Below are 19,146 nucleotides of genomic sequence, written 5' to 3' on the forward strand. Positions count from 1 at the left end.
GGCCCCCGGCAGGACCCAGGCCGGGCTGCTCCCGGCGCCGCCCGGTGTGCTCACATGGAGCCGTGTCCCCCTGGTCGGTCGTCGTCCCGGCGAAACGGCTCGCCGTCGCCAAGACGCGGCTGACGCCCCTCACCGGCGGCCCCGACGGGCCGCCGGGCACCGCGCACGCCCGCCTGGTGCTGGCCCTGCTCGCCGACACCGTCGCGGCCGCGCTGGCCTCGGCCGCGGTCACCGACGTCCTGGTGGTCACCGACGACCCCGACGCCGCGGGGGTCGTCACCTCCCTGGGGGCCCGGACCGTCCCCGACGCACCCGACCGCGGACTGAACCCGGCCCTGGCCCACGGCGCCCGCGCCACCGGCGCCCGGGCCGTCGCGGCGCTCTCCTCCGACCTGCCCGCGCTGCGTCCCGAGGAGCTCACCGCCGCCCTGACCGCGGCCGGGACGGCGCCACGGTGCTTCGTCGCCGACGCCCAGGGCACCGGGACGACGCTGCTGACCGCGGCCGGCGTCGACCTCGCGCCCGCGTTCGGGGCCGGGTCGGCGGTCCGGCACCGGGACGGTGGCGCGGTCGAGCTGACCGGCTCCTGGCCGGGGCTGTGCCGGGACGTGGACACCGCCGACGACCTGCGCGCGGCCCTGGCCCTGGGCGTGGGGCGACACACGTCGGCGCTGGTCGCGGAGGGCGTCCTCGGACCCCGGTGAGCGTCACCCGCCGTTCACCGGCCTACGGCACGATGGCCACGTGGCGAATCCCCGACCCGCACTGCCGGCCGACCGGTTCCTGAATCGCGAGCTGTCCTGGCTGGACTTCAACTCCAGGGTGCTGGAACTGGCCGAGGACGAGACCCTCCCGCTGCTGGAGCGGGTGAAGTTCCTGGCGATCTTCGCCAGCAACCTCGACGAGTTCTACATGGTGCGCATCGCCGGGCTCAAGCGCCGGCAGAGCACGGGGCTCACCGTGCGCTCGCCCGACGGGCTGACCATCCGGGAGCAGCTCGCCCGCGTCACCGAGCGCACCCGGGAACTGGTGCACCGGCACGGCGACGTCTTCACCAAGGACATCACCCCGCGGCTCGAGCAGGCCGGGATCCGGGTCGTGCACTGGGGCGAGCTGGCCGAGACCGAGGCCAAGCGGCTGCGCGACTACTTCCGCGACCAGGTGTTCCCGGTGCTCACCCCGCTGGCGGTCGACCCCGCGCACCCGTTCCCCTACATCAGCGGGCTCTCGCTCAACCTCGCCGTCTCGGTGCGCGACCCCGAGACCGGGGCCCCCCGCTTCGCGCGTCTCAAGGTGCCCAACAACGTGCCGCGGTTCGTGCCGGTGTGGTCGGCCGACCCGACGTCCGAGGCGACCTTCCTCCCGCTCGAGGACCTCATCGCCGCCCACCTGCCGCAGTTGTTCCCCGGCCTGGACGTCCTCGACCACCACCTGTTCCGCGTCACCCGCAACGCCGACCTCGAGGTGGAGGAGGACCGCGACGAGGACCTCCTGCAGGCGCTGGAGCGCGAGCTGGCCCGCCGCCGGTTCGGCCCGGCGGTGCGGCTGGAGGTGGCCTCGTCGATGGACCCGCGGATCCTGCAGGTGCTCATCAACGAGCTGGAGGTCGACAAGGAGGACGTCGTCCACGTCCCCGGCCTGCTCGACCTCGCCGCGCTGTGGGCGCTCTACGACCTGGACCGGCCCGAGCTCAAGGACGAGCCGTTCGTGCCGGCGACCCACCCGCGGTTGTCCGAGGGCGAGACCCCGAAGAGCGTCTTCGCCACGCTGCGCGAGGGCGACGTCCTGGTGCACCACCCGTACCACTCGTTCGCCACCAGCGTGCAGCGGTTCATCGAGCAGGCCGCCGCCGACCCGGACGTGCTGGCGATCAAGCAGACGCTGTACCGCACCTCCGGGGACTCCCCCATCGTCACCGCCCTCATCGAGGCGGCCGAGGCGGGCAAGCAGGTCGTCGTGCTGGTGGAGATCAAGGCCCGGTTCGACGAGGAGGCCAACATCACCTGGGCCCGCTCGCTGGAGCGGGCCGGCTGTCACGTCGTCTACGGGCTGGTGGGCCTGAAGACCCACTGCAAGACGGCGCTGGTCGTGCGCCGGGAGGGCGGCGTGATCCGCCGGTACTGCCACATCGGCACCGGCAACTACAACCCGAAGACCGCGCGCACCTACGAGGACCTCGGCATCCTCACGGCCGACCCGCGCGTGGGTGCCGATCTCACCGACCTGTTCAACACCCTCACCGGCTACTCGCGGCAGACGACCTACCGCCGGCTGATGGTCGCGCCGCACGGGGTGCGCGCCGGCCTGATCGAGAAGATCCGCCGGGAGGCGCGCAACGCCGCCGAGGGCCGCCCGGCCGGCATCCGGTTCAAGATGAACTCGCTGGTCGACGAGCGGATCGTCGACGCCCTCTACGAGGCCTCGATCGCGGGGGTCCCGGTGGAGCTGTTCGTCCGCGGCATCTGCTCGCTGCGGCCGGGGGTGCCGGGGCTGTCGGAGAACATCCGGGTGCGCTCCATCGTCGGCCGCTTCCTCGAGCACTCGCGGGTCATGCACTTCCGCAACGGCGGCGAGGGCGAGTGGTGGATCGGCAGCGCCGACCTGATGCACCGCAACCTCGACCGCCGCGTGGAGGTGCTGCTGCAGGTGTGCGACGAGCCGGCGCAGCGCCTGCTGGAGAACGTGTTCGACCAGGCGATGGCCGACGACGTGCGCTGCTGGGAACTCGGCCCCGACGCCGCCTGGACCCGCCGGGAGGGCAGGGACTACCAGGCCGGGCTCATGGCGCTGGCCGCCGCGCACGCCAACGGGGACTCCTGATGGTCGTCCGCGCCGCGGGCGGGGCGCTGTGGCGGCCGGCCGACGACGGCGGCATCGAGACGGCGGTGGTGCACCGTCCGCGGTACGACGACTGGTCGCTGCCCAAGGGCAAGCTCGCCGCCGGTGAGCACGCCCTGACCGCCGCCGTCCGGGAGGTCGTCGAGGAGACCGGACTGGCCGTCGTCGCCGGCCGGCGCAGCGTGCGCACCGAGTACGAGGTCGCCGAGGGAGCCAAGAGGGTCGACTACTGGCTGATGCGGGTGGTCGGCGGGGAGTTCGCCGCCAACGACGAGGTGGACGCGCTGCGCTGGCTGCCGTTGGAGGAGGCCGGGGCGCTGGTCAGCCACGAGGCCGACCGGGCGGTCCTGGCCGACCTCGCGCGGACCGGCGTCCCGCGGGAGCCGACCCTGCTGCTGGTGCGGCACGGGCGGGCCGGGGACAAGTCCGCCTGGGACGGCCCCGACGACGAGCGGCCGCTGGACGGCAAGGGCCGGCGGCAGGCGCGCCGGCTGGCCGAGGTGCTGCCGCTGTTCGCCCCGACGGCGGTCCTCAGCGCCCGCCGCGCCCGCTGCCGGCAGACCGTGGAGCCGCTGGCCGAGCACCTGGGGCTGGCGGTCGAGGACCTGCCCGAGCTCGGCGAGGAGGAGTACGACGCCGACCCGCGGGCGGGGCTGGCCGTCGTCGAGCAGCTGCTCGAGCCGCGGGAGACCCCCGGCGTGACGGTGGTCTGCAGCCAGGGCGGGGCGATCCCGTCGGTGCTGATGAGCCTGGGGGTGCGCTGGGCGGGGGTGGCCGGGGCGCTGTGGCCACCGGCGGCCAAGGGCAGCGTGTGGGTCCTCGGCGGCCGGCCGGGCGCGCTGGCGGCGGACTACTACCGCTCGTTCGAGCCCGACTCCGACGACGACGGCTTCCCGCGCTGAGGGGCAGGGAGGGCCCTCCCTGCCCCTCGGCGGGGAGGGCTCAGCCGGGGAGAGCGGGTAGCGCCGTGGGCAGCCAGGGCTGACGCCCGGCCTCGTAGGCCTCGATGTCGGCCAGGTGCCGCTCGGTGAGGCCGACGTCGTCGAGGCCCTCCAGCAGCCGCCAGCGGGTGTAGTCGTCGATCTCGAACGGCACCGTGACCGAGCCGTAGCGGACCTCCTTGGCCTGCAGGTCGACGGTCACCTCGGTGGTGGGATCGGCCTCGACCGCCGTCCACAGCGCCTCGACGTCGGCCTGCGGCAGCAGCACGGTGAGCAGCCCGGCCTTGGTCGAGTTGTTGCGGAAGATGTCGGCGAACCGGGAGCTGATGACGACCCGGAACCCGCCGTCCATGAGCGCCCAGACGGCGTGCTCGCGGGACGAGCCGGTGCCGAAGTCCGGGCCGGCGACCAGGATCGAGGCGTTCGCGTACTCCGGCTTGTTGAGCACGAAGTCCGGCTCGTTGGTGCGCCAGGCGACGAACAGGCCGTCCTCGAAGCCGGTGCGGGTGATCCGCTTGAGGTACTCGGCCGGGATGATCTGGTCGGTGTCGACGTTGGTCCGCCGCAGCGGGGCCGCGGTGCCGGTGTGCGTGGTGAAGGCGTCCATCGCCGATCAGACTCCAGCCGTCGTGAGGTCGGCGGACTCCAGATCCGCGGGGGCGGTGAGCTTGCCGGTCAGCGCGGTGGCCGCGGCGACGGCCGGGCTCACCAGGTGGGTGCGCCCGCCCTTGCCCTGCCGGCCCTGGAAGTTGCGGTTGCTCGTCGAGGCCGAGCGCTCCCCCGGCTTGAGCTGGTCGGGGTTCATGCCCAGGCACATCGAGCAGCCCGCGCCGCGCCACTCGGCGCCGGCCTCGGTGAAGACCTGGTCCAGGCCCTCGGCCTCGGCCTGCGCCTTGACCGCCACCGACCCGGGGACGACGAGCATCCGGGTGTCGGGGTCGATGTGCCGGCCGCGCAGCAGCTCGGCGGCGACCCGCAGGTCCTCGATGCGGCCGTTGGTGCAGGAGCCGAGGAAGACGGTGTCGACCTCGATCTCCCGCAGCGGCGTGCCCGGCGTCAGGCCCATGTAGGCCAGCGCGCCCTCGGCGTCGCGGCGGTCGTTCTCGTCGGCGATCTGCGCCGGGTCGGGCACGCTGGCCGAGATCGGCAGGCCCTGCCCGGGGTTGGTGCCCCAGGTGACGAACGGGGTCAGGGACGCCGCGTCGATGTGCACCTCGCGGTCGAACACCGCCCCCTCGTCGGTGCGCAGCGTCTCCCAGTACTCGACCGCGGCGTCCCAGTCGGCGCCCTGCGGGGCGTGCGGGCGGCCCTGCAGGAAGTCGAAGGTGGTCTGGTCGGGGGCGATCAGGCCCGCCTTGGCGCCGGCCTCGATCGACATGTTGCAGATCGTCATCCGGGCCTCCATCGACAGCTTCTCGATGGCGCTGCCGCGGTACTCGATGACGTGGCCCTGGCCGCCGCCGGTGCCGATCCGGGCGATGACGGCGAGGATGACGTCCTTCGCCGAGACGCCGGGGGGCAGCTCGCCGTCGACGGTGACCGCCATCTGCTTGGGGCGGTACTGCGGCAGGGTCTGGGTGGCGAGCACGTGCTCGACCTCGCTGGTGCCGATGCCGAAGGCCAGCGCGCCGAACGCCCCGTGGGTGGAGGTGTGGCTGTCGCCGCACACGATGGTCATGCCCGGCTGGGTCAGCCCGAGCTGCGGGCCGATGACGTGCACGATCCCCTGGTCGCGGTCGCCCATGGGGGCCAGCCGGATGCCGAACTCCTCGGCGTTGCGGCGCAGCGCCTCGACCTGCGCCCGGCTGACCGGGTCCGCGATCGGCTTCAGGATGTCCAGCGTCGGGACGTTGTGGTCCTCGGTGGCCATCGTGAGGTCCGGACGGCGCACCGTGCGGCCGGCCGCCCGGAGACCGTCGAAGGCCTGGGGGCTGGTGACCTCGTGCACGAGGTGCAGGTCGATGAAGAGCAGGTCCGGCTCGCCCGCGGCGCTGCGCACGACGTGGGCGTCGTAGACCTTCTCCGCCAGGGTCTTCGGCACGGCTGGTCCCTCCTGGGTGCGGTCTCGCTGCGGCCAGCTGGCCATCCCATGATATGGGATGCGAGTATTGCTGTGTGGGACAGCCTAACCCCGTTGCCGTGCTGGACAAAGCAGTGGCCATCCTCCGCGCCGTCGCGGCCGAGCCCGCGACGCTCGCCGAGCTGGTCGAGCGCACCGGCCTGCCCCGGGCGACCGCCCACCGGCTGGCCGTCGCGCTGGAGGGCCACCGCCTGGTCCGCCGCACCGCGGTCGGGGCGTGGGCGCCCGGACCGGGGCTGGCCGAGCTGGGCCGCGGCACCGCCGACCTCGCCGAGATCGCCGGCCGGCACCTGGTGACGCTGCGCGACGCCAGCGGGGAGAGCGCGCAGTTCTACGTGCGCGACGGCGCCTCGCGGGTGTGCCTGGCCGTCGCGGAGCGGGCCCACGGGCTGCGGGACACCGTGCCGGTCGGGTCGCGCCTGCCGATGACCGCCGGCTCGGCCGCGCACGCACTGCTCGCCTTCGCCCCGGCCGACGAGGTCACCCCGCTGCTGCCCTCGGCCAGCTTCACCGCGCGCACGCTGCTCGACGTCCGCCGGCGCGGCTGGGCGCACAGCGTCGCCGAGCGTGAGCCGGGCGTGGCGTCGCTGTCGGCGCCGGTGCGGGACGCCGCCGGCGGGGTCCTCGGGGCGGTGTCCATCTCCGGTCCGGTCGAGCGGCTGGGCCGGCGCCCGTCGCCGGAGGTCGTCGGCGCGGTGCTCGAGGCGGCCGGCGCCATCTCCCGCGCCGCCCGGTAGGAGCGCCTACCGGGTGGGGTGTCAGACGAGCCGGTGGGCCCCCCGAGCAGGAGTGACGGCGAAGGTCCGCGGCGCGCCGTACCCCTCCGCCGCGAAACGACCGGAGACCGCTCGCACGATGCCCGCGGTCCGCTCCGCGTCGACCAGCACGACCGCGCTGCCGCCGAAGCCGCCGCCGACCATCCGGGCACCGGCCGCCCCCGCCTCCAGCGCGGTCGCGACGGCGGTGTCGAGCTCGACGGTGGAGATCTGGAAGTCGTCACGCAGTGAGGCGTGGCCGGCGGTGAGCACCGGGCCGATCCCCTCCGGCCCCCCCGCCCCGCGCAGGATCTCCACGACCTCCAGCACCCGCGCGTTCTCGGTGACGATGTGCCGGGCGCGGCGCAGCAGCACCGCCCCCTCGGCGGTGCCGTCGTCCAGCGGGGCGAGCGCTGCCACGTCGGGGACGTCGCGCAGCGCGGCGACCCCGAGCCGCTCAGCGGCCTGCTCGCACTCGCGGCGCCGGTCGCCGTAGCCCCCGGTGGCGTGGTCGTGCGTCGTCCCGGTGTCGACGACCAGCAACTCGAGCCCGGCGGCGGCGAGGTCCAGCGGCACCTGCTCGCTGCGGCGGTCCCGGGTGTCGAGGAACAGCGCGTTGCCGGCCGTGCACAGCAGTGACGCGGACTGGTCGAGGATGCCGGTGGGCGCCCCCACGAAGTCGTTCTCCGCCCGCCGGGCGACGTCCACCAGGTCGGCGACGGCCAGGTCCGGCGCGGCCAGGTCGCGCAGCGCCAGGGCGACCGAGCAGGACAGCGCGGCCGACGACGACAGCCCCATGCCCGACGGCACGTCGCCGTCGACGAGCACGCTGACCCCGCCGGGCACGCGGTGGCGCAGCGCGTCCACGACACCGGCCGGGTACCCCGCCCAGCCGCCGGGCCGGCCGGGAGCCAGCTCCGCGACGGGCACCTCGACGCGCTCCCCCGGGTGCTGCAGCGAGACCAGGGCGACCACGCCGTCGTCCCGCCGGGCGACGGCGGCACGGGTGGTGTGCGGCAACGCGACCGGGAGCACGTAACCCTCGTTGTAGTCGGTGTGCTCGCCGATGACGTTCACCCTGCCGGGAGCGGCCCACACCCCCTCCGGCTCGCCGCCGAACGCCTCGGCGAAGGCCCGCCGTGCCCGCTCCACCACGCTCAACGCACGTCCCGCAGCTGCCCGGCCACGTCCTCCGGCGTCGTGTCGCTGATGAACGCGCCCATCCCCGACTCCGAGCCGGCGAGGTACTTGAGCTTGCCGGGGGCGCGGCGCAGGGAGAACAGCTGCAGGTGCAGCCACCAGTCGTCCCGGCCGCGGGTGACCGGCGCCTGGTTCCAGGAGGCGATGTAGGGCATCGGGGTGTCGAAGCGGCGCGCGAACCGGCCGAGGACGTCGAGGTAGAGGGTGGCCAGGGCGTCGCGCTCCTCCTCGGTGAGCGCCGGCAGGTCGGGCACCCGGCGGTGCGGGAACAGCTGCAGCTCGTAGGGCCAGCGGGCCGCGGCCGGGACGAACGCCGTCCAGTGCTCGTTGGCCGCCACCACGCGGGGCCCGGCGCGCTCGGCGGCCAGGACGTCGGCGAAGAGGTCCCCGCCGGTCTGCGCCCGGTGCCGCCCGACGGCGGCGAGCACCTTCTCCACCCGCGGGGTCACGAACGGGTAGGCGTAGATCTGCCCGTGCGGGTGGGACAGCGTCACCCCGATCTCCTCGCCGGAGTTCTCGAACGCGTAGACCTGCTCCACGCCCTCGATGCCCGACAGCTCGGCGGTCCGCTCGGCCCACACGTCGACGACCAGCCGCGCCCGCGCGGCGTCCAGCGTCGCGAACGAGCGGTCGTGCTCGCTGGTGAAGACGACCACCTCGCAGCGGCCGAAGCCCGGCCGCAGCCCGGTCAGCGGGGCCCCCGGCGCCGAGGGCGGGACGTCGAGCTCGACCGCCGTCGCCAGCGACGGGAAGCGGTTCTCGAAGACGACGACCTCGTAGTCGGCCTCGGGGACCTCGGTCGGCTCCCGGCCGGGCCGGGTCGGGCACAGCGGACACAGGTCGGCGGGCGGCAGGAAGGTGCGGGTCTGCCGGTGCGAGGCCAGGACGACCCACTCGCCGAGCAGGGGGTCCCACCGCAGCTGGGAGCGGGTGCTCACCGGGGGGAGGTCGCGCGGGTCCTCCGCCGTCCGTGCGGCGGCCGTGCCGTCCGCGTCGAAGTAGAGGATCTCCCGGCCGTCGGCCAGCCGACGACTCGTCCGGATCACGTGCACTCCCGCCTTCCTGCCGCCGGTCACTGTGCGTGAGCGGCGTCCAGACGCTAGTCCTGCGCCGGGACCGGCGGCCACCCGGTGCCCCGGACGGGGAGAGCCCCCGGCCGGATGGCCGGGGGCTCTCCCTGCTGTAGCCCCGAAGGGATTCGAACCCTCGCTACCGCCGTGAGAGGGCGGCGTCCTGGGCCGCTAGACGACGGGGCCGTGCGGTACTGCGGTGGTGCTGGAGGAACAGGACTTCCTCGCTGGGGTACCAGGACTCGAACCTAGACTAACGGAACCAGAAACCGTCGGGCTGCCAATTACCCCATACCCCAAGGGCCGTGCTGCGCCTCGCGGCGCTGGACATGAGCATACCCGATGGCCGGAGCCGGTTCCGGCACCCCCCGGGGTGACGGTCGTCGCAGGTCCTGCGCCGCCGTGACCGTCTCCGGCCGCAGCCGCTCCCGGGCGCGGGCCACCAAGGCCACGTAGGCGGCCATCGCCACCAGGTCGACGGCGACCACCAGCACGCCGGTACCCGCCGGCACCGCGTCGGTGGTGACGCCCTCCCCCAGCCCACCGGTCAGCAGGAAGACCAGCACGTTGTTGACCGCGTGCAACACGATCGCCGCCTCCAGCCCGCCGGTCAGCCACACGACGGCCGAGGCGGCCAGGCCGAAGGCGAACCGGTCGAGGAAGGTCCACACGTCCGGCGGGGCGTGCGCGGCGGAGAACAGCGCCGCGGTGACCACCCCGGCGACGACCGCGCCGGTCCGCGGGTTCCTCATCCAGCCGGCGATCGCCTGGCTCAGGTAGCCGCGGAAGACGTACTCCTCGGCCGCCGACTGCAGGGGCGTGGTGAGCACGACGACGAGCACCAGCCACAGGTAGGACGACGACGGGCCGGTGACGTCGCCGCCCTCGAGCAGGAAGCCCAGCAGCAGGGTGAGGAGGATGCCCACGCCGAGGGTGGGCAGCGACAGCAGGGTGAAGGGCAGGAACAGCCGCCAGCGCAGCCGCGCCAGGACCGACGACGACCACCCCCGCTCCATCCCGTGCGCCACCACCCAGGCCAGCCACACGATCGGGATGGCGACGATCAGCGACAGGTTGGTGATCAGCAGGACGCCGGGGTCGACCAGGTCGAGCAGCTGCAGATCGGGGAACGCCCCGGTGACGAACGCGGCGAGCACCACGATCGTGGCCGCCACGGTGTAGACGACGGTGACCAGCAGCAGGCCCAGCAGCGGCCGCCACCAGCGCCAGTCCCGGGAGCGCATGGCGTGCAGGTAGGGCACCGGGACGTCGTGTGGCGGCGTCCCCGGGGGCGGCTCGAACCGCAGGCCGGGCGGCGGGACGGAGTGCGGCCCGGGCTGCAGCGGCACCGGCCCCAGCGGCCAGGCCACCGGCCCGGCCCAGGCCCCGGTCGCCGGCAGCGAGTGCACCCCGTGCAGCGCGCCCGGCACGTAGGGCGGCGCCCCGTAGGGCCCCGTCGGCGGCGGCCCGGTGTAGGGCTCGTCGTCGGCCGGGCCCGGGTCTGCGGGCGGCCCCCAGGTGGTCACGGGGCGCCGATCACCCGGGAACGGCGGCCCGCGCCGCGGCGAGGCGGGCGAGGGTCCGGTCGCGGCCGAGCAGCTCGATCGACTCGTAGAGCGGCGGGGAGACCGTGCGGCCGCTGACCGCGACCCGCACCGGGCCGAAGGCCTGCCGGGGCTTGCGGCCCAGCCCCTCCACCAGGGCGTCCTTGAGGGCGCTCTCGACGGCGGCGGTGCTCCAGTCGGGCAGCTCGCGCAGCGCGGTCGTCGCCGCGTCGAGCACCTCGGCGGCCTCCGGACCGGCCAGCTGCTTCGCCGCGGCGGCCGGCTCGATCTGCACGTCGTCCACGAACAGGAACCCCAGCAGGCCGACCGCCTCGGAGAGCACGACCATGCGCTCCTGGGCCATCGGCGCGATCGCCCGCAGCACGCGGTCCTGCTCGGGCGTCAGCGGGTCGCCGACCAGCCCGGCACGGGCGAGGAAGGGCACGACGCGGGCGACGAAGTCGTCGACCGGCAGGGCGCGCAGGTGCGTGGCGTTGATCGCCTCGGCCTTCTTCACGTCGAACCGGGCCGGGTTGGCGCTGACCCGGGTGACGTCGAAGGCCTCGACCATCTCGGCCATGGAGAAGATGTCGCGGTCCTCGGCGATCGACCAGCCCAGCAGGGCCAGGTAGTTGGCGAAGCCCTCCGGGATGAAGCCGCGCTCCCGGTAGACGTCGACGTTGGACTGCGGGTCACGCTTGGACAGCTTCTTGCTGCCCTCCCCGGTCACGTACGGGAGGTGGCCGAAGCGGGGGGTGCCCGAGGCGACGCCGATCCCGTGCAGCGCCGCGTAGAGGGCCAGCTGGCGCGGGGTGGAGGGCAGGAGGTCCTCACCGCGCAGGACGTCGGTGATGCCCATGAGCGCGTCGTCGACGGGGTTCACGAACGGGTAGAGCGGCACCCCGTTGCCCCGCACGATGACGAAGTCGGGGACCGAGCCGGCGGCGAAGCGCACCTCACCGCGCACCAGGTCGGTCCAGACGAGGTCCTCGTCGGGCATCTTCAGCCGCAGGACCGGCTCGCGGCCCTCCGCCCGGAACGCCGCCTTCTGCGCCTCGGTGAGGAACCGGTCGGCGTTGTCGTAGCCGAGCTTCGGGTCCTGCCCGGCGGCGCGGCGGCGCGCGTCGACCTCCTCGTTGGTGGAGAACGACTCGTACGCGTGGCCGGCGGCCAGCAGCTTGCCGGCCACCTCCCGGTAGATGTCGTGTCGCTCCGACTGCCGGTACGGGCCGTGCGGGCCGCCCACCTCGGGGCCCTCGTCCCAGTCCAGGCCCAGCCAGCGCAGGCTGTCGAGCAGGTGCCGGTAGGACTCCTCGGAGTCGCGGGCGGCGTCGGTGTCCTCGATGCGGAAGACGAACGTGCCCCCGGTGTGCCGGGCGTGCGCCCAGTTGAACAGCGCCGTCCGGAGCAGGCCGACGTGCACCATGCCCGTCGGCGACGGGCAGAATCGGGTGCGGACGCCGGTCGCCGGCGGCGGGCCGGCGGGGGACGTCATCGGGCGCCGCCGGCGGTGGAGGCCGCGTCTGCGCCGGTGACCGTGTTGGCCAGCGTCCCCAGGCCCTCGATGGTGACCTCCACGCGCTGCCCCGGCTGGATCGGACCGACGCCCGACGGCGTACCGGTGAGCACGACGTCGCCGGGCAGCAGGGTCATCACCTGGGAGATGTAGGAGACCAGCGTCGGGACGTCGAACAGCAGCTGGCTGGTGCGGCCCTGCTGGCGCAGCTCGCCGTCCACGGTGCAGGTGACCTCCAGGTCGGCCGGGTCCTTACCCAGGCCGGGCAGGTCGGTCTCGATCCACGGGCCCAGCGGGCAGAAGGAGTCGAACCCCTTCGCGCGGGTCCACTGCCCGTCGCTGCGCTGCATGTCCCGCTCGGTGACGTCGTTGCCGATCGTGTAGCCGAAGATGCTGGCCGCCGCCTGCTCCGGGCTGACGTGCCGGGCGCCGCGGGCACCGATGACGACGCCGAGCTCGGCCTCGTGGTGGACGTTGGTGCTGCCGGGCGGGATGCGGATGGCGTCACCGGGGCCGATGACCGACGTCGAGGGCTTGAGGAAGAGCAACGGCTCCTTGGGCGCGTCCCCCGTCTTCATCTCCTCGACGTGCGCGGCGTAGTTCTTGCCGACGCACACCACCTTGCTGGGGAGGATCGGCGAGAGCAGCCGGACGTCGGCCTGCGCGAAGCGCTGGCCGGTGAAGGAGATGGTGCCGAAGGGGTGGCCCTCGATCTGGGCGACCTGGCCGTCCCCGTCGAGGACTCCGAAGGACATGCCCGAGGGCGAGGCGAAACGGACGATGCGCACGGGTCGAGGCTACTGACCCCCGCCCGGCGTGGTTCGCCCCTACGGTCGCACCCATGGCCTGCCGCCTCAGCGAACTCGTCGTCGACTGCCGGGACCCCGATGCGCTGGCGGCCTGGTGGGCGGAGGTCCTCGGGTACCGCGTCCTCTCCCGCGAGGAGGGCGAGGTGGAGATCGGCCCGGAGGCCGGCTCCGGCGGTCCCGCGCCGACCCTGGTCTTCGGCCGGGTCGACGACCCCGCCCCCGGGAAGCCGCGGCTGCACATCGACCTGTCCCCCACCGACCGGGACCAGGACGCCGAGCTCGAGCGGCTGCTGGCCCTGGGGGCGACCCGCGCCGACGTCGGCCAGACTGGCGAGGAGAGCTGGCACGTGCTCGCCGATCCGGAGGGCAACCCGTTCTGCCTGCTGCGCCGCCGGCTCGACCCGCTGGAGACCCCCGAGGAGCCGACATGATCCTGATCGTCATCAAGTTCCCCGTCCGGCCGGACCGGATCGAGGAGTTCCGGGCCAAGGCCGACGAGTACGCGGCGGCGGTGAACGCCGAGGAGGGCAGCCTGTTCTTCGAGTGGTCCCGCAGCGTCCTGGACCCGAACACCTTCGTCTGCATCGAGGGCTTCCGGGACTCCGAGGCCGGCGCCTCCCACGTGGCCACCCCGCACGCCAAGGCCGCCTTCGACTGGATGTCGGACCTGGTCGCGGAGCAGCCGCAGATCATCTACATCGACGCCCCGGAGGTCAGCGGCTTCGGGGCGATGGGCGAGGTCAGGCCGCGGGGCTGACCGGGCTCGGGCGGGCACCGGTCACCGGCGCCCGCCCCGGCGGTCAGGCCTGGACGGGGCGCGCCGGTGACCGGTGGCGGACGGCGTAGGTGAGGGCGTCGACCAGCGCGTGCCAGGAGGCCTCGACGATGTTGGCGTGGACGCCGACGGTGGTCCACTCCCCCACGCCGTCGGTGGTGTCGACCAGGACCCGCGTGGTGGCGCCGGTGCCGCCCTTCCAGCCGAGGATGCGCACCTTGTAGTCGGCCAGCGAGACCCCGGCCAGGTGCGGGTGGCGGCCGACCAGCGCCTGCCGCAGCGCGTTGTCCAGTGCGTTGACCGGCCCGTTGCCCTCGGCCGTGCTGATGACCCGCTCCGCCGTCCCGTCACCGTTGGGGAGGTGGACCTTGACGGTGGCCTCGCTGACGACGACGCCGTTGCCCCAGTGCTCGACGGAGGTCTTGTAGCTCTCCAGCTCGAACAGCGCCGGCGGGGCGTCGGGCAGCTGGGCGCGCAGCAGCAGCTCGAAGGACGCGTCGGCCGCCTCGAAGGACCAGCCGTCGGCCTCGAGCACCTTGACCTGGTCGACGACCCGGCCGATGACGTCGGCGTGCCCGTCGAGGTCGACGCCGAGCTCGCGGCCCTTGAGCTCGACCGAGGCGCGGCCGGCCATCTCGGTGACCAGGATGCGCATGTCGTTGCCGACGACGGCCGGGTCGAGGTGGTTGTACAGCTCGGGGCTGACCTTGATGGCGCTGGCGTGCAGCCCGGCCTTGTGCGCGAAGGCCGAGGCGCCGACGAAGGGCTGGTGGTCGTCCGGGGCGATGTTGGCCAGCTCGGCGATGGCGTGGCTGACCCGCTGCAGCTCGGCCAGGCACTCCCGCGGCACGACCGGCAGGCCCATCTTGGTGACCAGGTTGGCGATGAGGGCGAAGGTGTCGGCGTTGCCGGCGCGCTCGCCGTAGCCGTTCGCCGTCCCCTGGACGTGGGTGACGCCGGCCTCGACCGCGGCGAGGGTGTTGGCGACCGCGCAGCCGGTGTCGTCCTGGCAGTGGATGCCCAGCTTGCCGCTCACCCGCGAGCGGACGTCGGCGACGACCCGGCCCACCCCCATCGGGAGCATGCCGCCGTTGGTGTCGCACATGACACCGACCTCGGCACCGGCGGCGAAGGCGGTCTCCAGCACCCGCACGCCGTAGTCGGGGTCGGCCGCGTGGCCGTCGAAGAAGTGCTCGCAGTCGACGAACACCCGGCGGCCGTGGCGGACGAGGAAGGCGACGGTGTCGGCCACCATCGCCAGGTTCTCCTCCAGCGTGGTCCGCAGCGCCTGGTGCACGTGGCGGACGTCGGACTTGGCGACCAGGCACACGACCGGCGTCTCGGCGTCGAGCAGGGCGCGCACCTGGGGGTCGTCCTCGACACGCACGCCGGCCTTGCGGGTGGAGCCGAACGCCACCAGCTGGGCGTTGCGCAGCTTGAGCTCGGTGCGGGCCCGCGCGAAGAACTCGGTGTCCTTGGGGAGCGCCCCCGGCCACCCGCCCTCGATGAACCCCACCCCGACCTCGTCGAGCAGCCGGGCCACGGCCAGCTTGTCGGCGACGGAGTAGCTGACGCCCTCGCGCTGTGCGCCGTCGCGCAGGGTGGTGTCGAAGACGTGGAAGTCGGTGGCGGTCTCGAGGGACATCGGGTTCTCCCGGGTGCTGGTGGCCTGACGAACGACCCCGAACACGAAGAAGACCCCCCGGGTACGGGAGGTCTGCGCGCAGTCGGGGAGGGAACTGCGCGCTAGGCGATGACGATCAGGCCGGTGGGGTGCATCGGCTCCAGTAGACCATGCGCCCCGCCGTCCCCGGCAGGCGTGGCGCCGGGGACGGCGCTGCGGCCGGCCGGAGGCCCGCGGCGGCCCCGTCCCGGGGCCCGCCCCGCGCGGGCGGGCAGCGGGCCCCGGGACGCGGTCCTCCCACGGTGGGGACGACGGCCGGCTCAGCCGCTGGCGAGCGCGGCGAGGCGGTCGCCGACCTCGGCGGTGCGGACCTGCGCCTGCGGGTCGCGGGTGGACAGGTCGAAGGCGACGGCGGCGTTCACCTTCTTGGCCTGGTCGGTGCGCCCCAGGTGCTCCAGGAGCAGCCCCACCGACAGCACGGTGGCGGTCGGATCGGCCTTGCCCTGCCCGGCGATGTCCGGCGCCGAGCCGTGCACCGGCTCGAACATGCTGGGGTTGGTGCCCGAGGCGTCGAGGTTGCCGCTGGCGGCCAGCCCGATGCCGCCGGTCACCGCGGCGGCGATGTCGGTGACGATGTCGCCGAAGAGGTTGTCGGTGACGATGACGTCGTAGCGGCCCGGGTCGGTGATGAAGAACATCGAGGCGGCGTCGACGTGCTGGTAGGCGACGGCGACCTCGGGGAACTCCGCGGCGACCTCCTCCACCGTGCGCGACCACAGCGACCCGGCGTGGGTGAGCACGTTGGTCTTGTGGATCAGCGTGAGGTGCTTGCGCGGCCGGGCGACGGCACGCTCGAAGGCGTAGCGGACCACCCGCTCGACGCCGAACGCGGTGTTGAGGCTGACCTCGGTGGCCACCTCCTGCGGGGTGTCCTTGCGCAGCACGCCGCCGTTGCCGACGTACGGGCCCTCGGTGCCCTCGCGGATGCACAGCATGTCGATCGGGCCGGGCGCGGCCAGGGGGCCGGCCACCCCGTCGAAGAGCCGGGCCGGGCGCAGGTTCACGTGGTGGTCGAGCTCGAAGCGCAGCCGCAGCAGCAGCCCGCGCTCGAGGATGCCCGGCGGCACACCCGGGTCGCCGACGGCCCCGAGCAGGATGGCGTCGTGCTGGCGCAGCTCGTCGAGCACCGTGTCGGGGAGCAGCTCCCCGGTCCGCTGCCACCGGGAGGCGCCCAGGTCGTAGGGCGTGCTCTCCATGTCGGGAGCCACCTCGCGGAGGACCTTGAGGCCCTCGGCCACCACCTCCGGACCGATGCCGTCTCCAGGGATCACTGCCAGGCGCATGGCCACAGACCCTAGGTCAGCGCGGGGTGAGGTCCGCGGAGCGGGCCTCACGCGCGCCGATCCGGCCGGCGATGTCGCCCAGCAGCTCCGCCGGCACCGGGCTGTCGACGGTCACCGCCATGAGCGCCTCGCCGCCGCGGGTGGTGCGGCTGACCTGGGCGCCGGCGATGTTGATGCCCGCCTCACCCAGGGCCGCGCCGACGGTGCCGACCACGCCGGGACGGTCGGTGTAGACGAAGAACAGCAGGTAGCCGGACATGTCGAGGTCCATGTCGAAGCCGCCCACCTCGACCAGCTTGGGCACCTGGTTCTTGCCGAACAGCGTGCCGGAGACGGCGATCTCGGTGCCGTCGGCCATCGCGCCGCGCACGCTGATGAGGTTGCGGTAGTCGGGGCTGTCCACGTCGCTGGTCATGGCCACGTCCAGGCCGCGCTGCTGGGCGAACAGCGGGGCGTTGACGTAGGTGACCTGCTCCTCGACCACGTCGGAGAAGACGCCCTTGAGCACGGCCAGCTGGACGACGGAGACGTCGAACTCGGCGATCTTGCCCCGCACCTCGACGTTGACCGACTGGGCCAGCCCGCCGGCGACGGCGGTGAAGACCCGGCCCAGCTTCTCCGCCAGCGGCAGCCCGGGGCGGACGTCCTCGGCCACCACGCCGCCGGCCTGCACGTTGACCGCGTCGGGCACGAACTCGCCCTGCAGCGCCAGGCGTACGGAGTGCGCGACCGCGGTCCCGGCCTTGTCCTGGGCCTCGGTGGTCGAGGCGCCCAGGTGCGGCGTCACCACCGTGTTGGGCAGCTCGAACAGCGGGCTGTCGGTGCAGGGCTCCTTCGCGTACACGTCGAGGCCGGCGGCGCCCACCTGACCGGACTTGAGGGCGTCGGCCAGGGCCTCCTCGTCGACCAGCCCGCCGCGGGCCGCGTTGACGATGATCACGCCGCGCTTGGTGGTGGCCAGCTCCGTGGCGCCGATGAGCCCGAGGGTCTCCGGCGTCTTCGGCAGGTGGACGGTGATGAAGTCGGCCTCGCGCAGCAGCTCCTCCAGCGACACCATCCGCACGCCGAGCTGCGCGGCGCGGCCCGGCTGGATGTAGGGGTCGTAGGCGATGAGCGTGACGCCGAAGGCGGCCAGCCGCTGGGCGACCAGCTGGCCGATGCGGCCCAGGCCGACGACGCCGACGACCTTGTCGGTGACCTCGACGCCGGTGAACTTCGACCGCTTCCAGGTGCCCTCGCGCAGCGACGCGTCGGCAGCCGGGATGTGCCGCGCGGCGGCCAGCAACAGCGCCACGGCGTGCTCGGCGGCGCTGACGATGTTCGACGTGGGGGCGTTGACGACCATCACACCGCGCTCGGTGGCCGCGCCCACGTCGACGTTGTCCAGACCGATGCCGGCCCGGGCCACGACCTTGAGGTTGGGGGCGGCCGACAGCGCCTCCGCGTCGATCTGCGTCGCGCTGCGGATCATCACCGCCGACGCGTCGGCCAGCGCGGGCAGCAGGGCGGTGCGGTCGGCCCCGTCGACGTGACGGATCTCGACGTCACTGCCGAGCACCTCCAGCACGCTGGGCGCGAGTTCTTCGGCGATCAGGACGACGGGCGCGTGCGTGGTCACGGGACCACAGCCTAGGGACGGCCGCTCCCGAGCCCCCGGCCAGCCCTCCCAGGACGGGCGACACCTCCCGCGAGCGGGGTGGGTGTGCTTGCCCGCGGTGTGGCGCGCCGACATCCTGACCGCGCAGAGTCGGCACAGCCGGCGCCGACGGAGGAGACCATGAGCACCGACGACAACGAGCCCGGCAGCAGTGGCGGCTCGCCCCAGTACGGCCAGGCCCCCCAGTACGGCCAGGCCCCCCAGTACGGGCAGACCCCTCAGTACGGGCAGGGCCAGCAGTACGGGCAGGCCCCCCAGTACGGGCAGGGCCAGCAGAGCGGGCACGAGTCCCCGCAGTACGGGCAGCCCTACGGGCAGCAGTACGGGCAGGACCCGGGCCAGCAGTACCAGCCCTCGCCGTACGGCCAGGGTCCGGGCTACCCGCAGCAGTACGGCCAGGGGGGCTACCCGCAGCAGTACGGCCAGTACGGGCAGTACGGCCAGTCGGCGGTGCCCGCCAAGCCCGGCGGCGTCGTGACCGCCGCGGTGCTCGGCTTCGTCTTCAGCGCGCTCGGCGCCCTCGCGACCCTCGGCTTCCTCGCCGGCGGCGCGGTGTTCGGCTCCCTCATCGACGACCTCGCCGCGGCCGACCCCACGGTCGGGGAGGTCGACTCCGGCGCCGTCACCGGCGTCCTGGTCTTCGTCGGGGTGCTGGCGCTGGTCTGGACCGTGGTGATGATCTGGGGTTCGGTGTGGGCTCTCACCGGCCGCAGCCGCGTGCTGCTGCTCGTGGGCGGCTCCATCGCCCTGGCCTTCACCGCGCTGGTGTTCATCAGCAGCCTGGCCGATGCCGGGAACAGCGGCGCCGGCGGAATCATCACCAGCCTGCTGTTCTTCCTCGCGGCGCTGGCGATCGTCGTCCTGCTGGCCATGAAGCCGGCCGCCCAGTTCTTCGCCGCCCACCGCGCCCGCCGGGGACGCTGATCCGCGGCTCCGGGGGCCGGCAGGCCCCCGGAGCCGACGCGGCGGACCACACCCCGCCGCCGACCATCAC

At 74.0% G+C, this 19,146-nt stretch carries 17 protein-coding genes and 2 tRNA genes; 7 read left to right on the top strand and 12 right to left on the bottom strand.

From position 1 onward, the window contains the following. Nucleotides 1-62: 62 nt before the first annotated feature. Genes cofC through ACI78V_RS07230 form a run of 3 tightly spaced genes read left to right on the top strand, consistent with a single transcriptional unit; the run spans nucleotide 63 to nucleotide 3,740 of the window. Nucleotides 63-704: a 2-phospho-L-lactate guanylyltransferase gene (cofC, locus tag ACI78V_RS07220; protein WP_456850150.1), complete on the top strand. Its 642-nt coding sequence runs from the start codon at nucleotides 63-65 to the stop codon at nucleotides 702-704. Between the two features lie 40 nt (nucleotides 705-744). Continuing rightward, entirely contained in the window at nucleotides 745-2,820 is a 2,076-nt protein-coding gene (locus tag ACI78V_RS07225) for an RNA degradosome polyphosphate kinase (protein ID WP_456850151.1), read from the top strand. Next, the gene (locus ACI78V_RS07230; protein WP_456850152.1) at nucleotides 2,820-3,740 is read left to right on the top strand and encodes an NUDIX hydrolase; all 921 of its coding nucleotides are present in this window, start codon (nucleotides 2,820-2,822) and stop codon (nucleotides 3,738-3,740) included. Before ACI78V_RS07225 ends, ACI78V_RS07230 begins: the two co-directional genes overlap by 1 nt. A gap of 40 nt (nucleotides 3,741-3,780) precedes the next feature. Here ACI78V_RS07230 and leuD read toward each other — a convergent pair whose 3' ends face one another. Both leuD and leuC read right to left on the bottom strand, forming a co-directional pair. Continuing rightward, nucleotides 3,781-4,386: a 3-isopropylmalate dehydratase small subunit gene (gene leuD, locus ACI78V_RS07235; RefSeq protein WP_456850153.1), complete on the bottom strand. Its 606-nt coding sequence runs from the start codon at nucleotides 4,384-4,386 to the stop codon at nucleotides 3,781-3,783. Nucleotides 4,387-4,392: 6 nt separating this feature from the next. Next, nucleotides 4,393-5,820: a 3-isopropylmalate dehydratase large subunit gene (leuC, locus tag ACI78V_RS07240; protein WP_456850154.1), complete on the bottom strand. Its 1,428-nt coding sequence runs from the start codon at nucleotides 5,818-5,820 to the stop codon at nucleotides 4,393-4,395. 98 nt (nucleotides 5,821-5,918) lie between these two features. Between leuC and ACI78V_RS07245 the strand changes: the two genes are divergently transcribed. Next, entirely contained in the window at nucleotides 5,919-6,596 is a 678-nt protein-coding gene (locus tag ACI78V_RS07245; RefSeq protein ID WP_456850155.1) for an IclR family transcriptional regulator, read from the top strand. Nucleotides 6,597-6,617: 21 nt separating this feature from the next. Here the strand turns inward: ACI78V_RS07245 and galK are convergent, their stop codons facing one another. From galK to ACI78V_RS07280, 7 genes are all read right to left on the bottom strand, one after another. Continuing rightward, a complete protein-coding gene (gene galK / locus ACI78V_RS07250) occupies nucleotides 6,618-7,769 on the bottom strand; it encodes a galactokinase (protein WP_456850220.1) in 1,152 nt (383 codons plus the stop codon). Between the two features lie 2 nt (nucleotides 7,770-7,771). Beyond that, entirely contained in the window at nucleotides 7,772-8,860 is a 1,089-nt protein-coding gene (galT, locus tag ACI78V_RS07255; RefSeq protein ID WP_456850156.1) for a galactose-1-phosphate uridylyltransferase, read from the bottom strand. Nucleotides 8,861-8,997: 137 nt separating this feature from the next. Further along, a tRNA-Glu gene (locus ACI78V_RS07260) sits at nucleotides 8,998-9,070 on the bottom strand. Between the two features lie 41 nt (nucleotides 9,071-9,111). Continuing rightward, nucleotides 9,112-9,183: transfer RNA gene (locus ACI78V_RS07265), tRNA-Gln, on the bottom strand. Continuing rightward, the gene (locus tag ACI78V_RS07270) at nucleotides 9,169-10,410 is read right to left on the bottom strand and encodes a CPBP family intramembrane glutamic endopeptidase (RefSeq protein ID WP_456850157.1); all 1,242 of its coding nucleotides are present in this window, start codon (nucleotides 10,408-10,410) and stop codon (nucleotides 9,169-9,171) included. The genes ACI78V_RS07265 and ACI78V_RS07270 overlap by 15 nt, the downstream gene beginning before the upstream one ends. 10 nt (nucleotides 10,411-10,420) lie before the next feature. Beyond that, nucleotides 10,421-11,923, bottom strand: coding sequence for a glutamate--tRNA ligase (gene gltX, locus ACI78V_RS07275; RefSeq protein ID WP_456850158.1), 1,503 nt, complete (start codon nucleotides 11,921-11,923; stop codon nucleotides 10,421-10,423). Further along, a complete protein-coding gene (locus ACI78V_RS07280) occupies nucleotides 11,920-12,732 on the bottom strand; it encodes a fumarylacetoacetate hydrolase family protein (protein ID WP_456850159.1) in 813 nt (270 codons plus the stop codon). Before ACI78V_RS07280 ends, gltX begins: the two co-directional genes overlap by 4 nt. A 53-nt stretch (nucleotides 12,733-12,785) precedes the next feature. On the opposite strand from ACI78V_RS07280, the gene ACI78V_RS07285 reads away from it, so the two are divergent. Beyond that, nucleotides 12,786-13,184: a VOC family protein gene (locus tag ACI78V_RS07285; protein ID WP_456850160.1), complete on the top strand. Its 399-nt coding sequence runs from the start codon at nucleotides 12,786-12,788 to the stop codon at nucleotides 13,182-13,184. Continuing rightward, nucleotides 13,181-13,510 (top strand): putative quinol monooxygenase, encoded by a 330-nt coding sequence (locus tag ACI78V_RS07290; RefSeq protein ID WP_456850161.1) that lies wholly within the window; start codon nucleotides 13,181-13,183, stop codon nucleotides 13,508-13,510. The genes ACI78V_RS07285 and ACI78V_RS07290 overlap by 4 nt, the downstream gene beginning before the upstream one ends. Before the next feature lie 43 nt (nucleotides 13,511-13,553). Here ACI78V_RS07290 and cimA read toward each other — a convergent pair whose 3' ends face one another. The 3 genes from cimA to serA all read right to left on the bottom strand — a co-directional run bounded on the left by cimA (nucleotide 13,554) and on the right by serA (nucleotide 18,113). Further along, on the bottom strand, nucleotides 13,554-15,173 hold the full coding sequence (gene cimA / locus ACI78V_RS07295) for a citramalate synthase (protein ID WP_456850162.1): 1,620 nt from the start codon (nucleotides 15,171-15,173) through the stop codon (nucleotides 13,554-13,556). A 299-nt stretch (nucleotides 15,174-15,472) separates the two neighbouring features. After that, nucleotides 15,473-16,495, bottom strand: coding sequence for a 3-isopropylmalate dehydrogenase (locus tag ACI78V_RS07300; protein ID WP_456850163.1), 1,023 nt, complete (start codon nucleotides 16,493-16,495; stop codon nucleotides 15,473-15,475). Between the two features lie 16 nt (nucleotides 16,496-16,511). Then, nucleotides 16,512-18,113, bottom strand: a complete 1,602-nt coding sequence (serA, locus tag ACI78V_RS07305) for a phosphoglycerate dehydrogenase (RefSeq protein ID WP_456850164.1) — start codon at nucleotides 18,111-18,113, stop codon at nucleotides 16,512-16,514. A 159-nt stretch (nucleotides 18,114-18,272) separates the two neighbouring features. Between serA and ACI78V_RS07310 the strand changes: the two genes are divergently transcribed. Continuing rightward, nucleotides 18,273-19,076, top strand: a complete 804-nt coding sequence (locus tag ACI78V_RS07310; protein ID WP_456850165.1) for a hypothetical protein — start codon at nucleotides 18,273-18,275, stop codon at nucleotides 19,074-19,076. The last annotated feature ends 70 nt before the right edge of the window (nucleotides 19,077-19,146 follow it).

Source organism: Geodermatophilus sp. SYSU D00742 (genome assembly GCF_054049935.1).

What these genes read in the sequence shown, in the direction of transcription:
- ACI78V_RS07285 (WP_456850160.1), top strand. Translation starts at nt 12,786, where the DNA reads ATGGCCTGCCGCCTCAGCGAACTCGTCGTCGACTGCCGGGACCCCGAT.
- cimA (WP_456850162.1), bottom strand. Translation starts at nt 15,173, where the DNA reads ATGTCCCTCGAGACCGCCACCGACTTCCACGTCTTCGACACCACCCTG.
- gltX (WP_456850158.1), bottom strand. Translation starts at nt 11,923, where the DNA reads ATGACGTCCCCCGCCGGCCCGCCGCCGGCGACCGGCGTCCGCACCCGA.
- leuD (WP_456850153.1), bottom strand. Translation starts at nt 4,386, where the DNA reads ATGGACGCCTTCACCACGCACACCGGCACCGCGGCCCCGCTGCGGCGG.
- ACI78V_RS07230 (WP_456850152.1), top strand. Translation starts at nt 2,820, where the DNA reads ATGGTCGTCCGCGCCGCGGGCGGGGCGCTGTGGCGGCCGGCCGACGAC.
- ACI78V_RS07300 (WP_456850163.1), bottom strand. Translation starts at nt 16,495, where the DNA reads ATGCGCCTGGCAGTGATCCCTGGAGACGGCATCGGTCCGGAGGTGGTG.
- ACI78V_RS07290 (WP_456850161.1), top strand. Translation starts at nt 13,181, where the DNA reads ATGATCCTGATCGTCATCAAGTTCCCCGTCCGGCCGGACCGGATCGAG.
- ACI78V_RS07310 (WP_456850165.1), top strand. Translation starts at nt 18,273, where the DNA reads ATGAGCACCGACGACAACGAGCCCGGCAGCAGTGGCGGCTCGCCCCAG.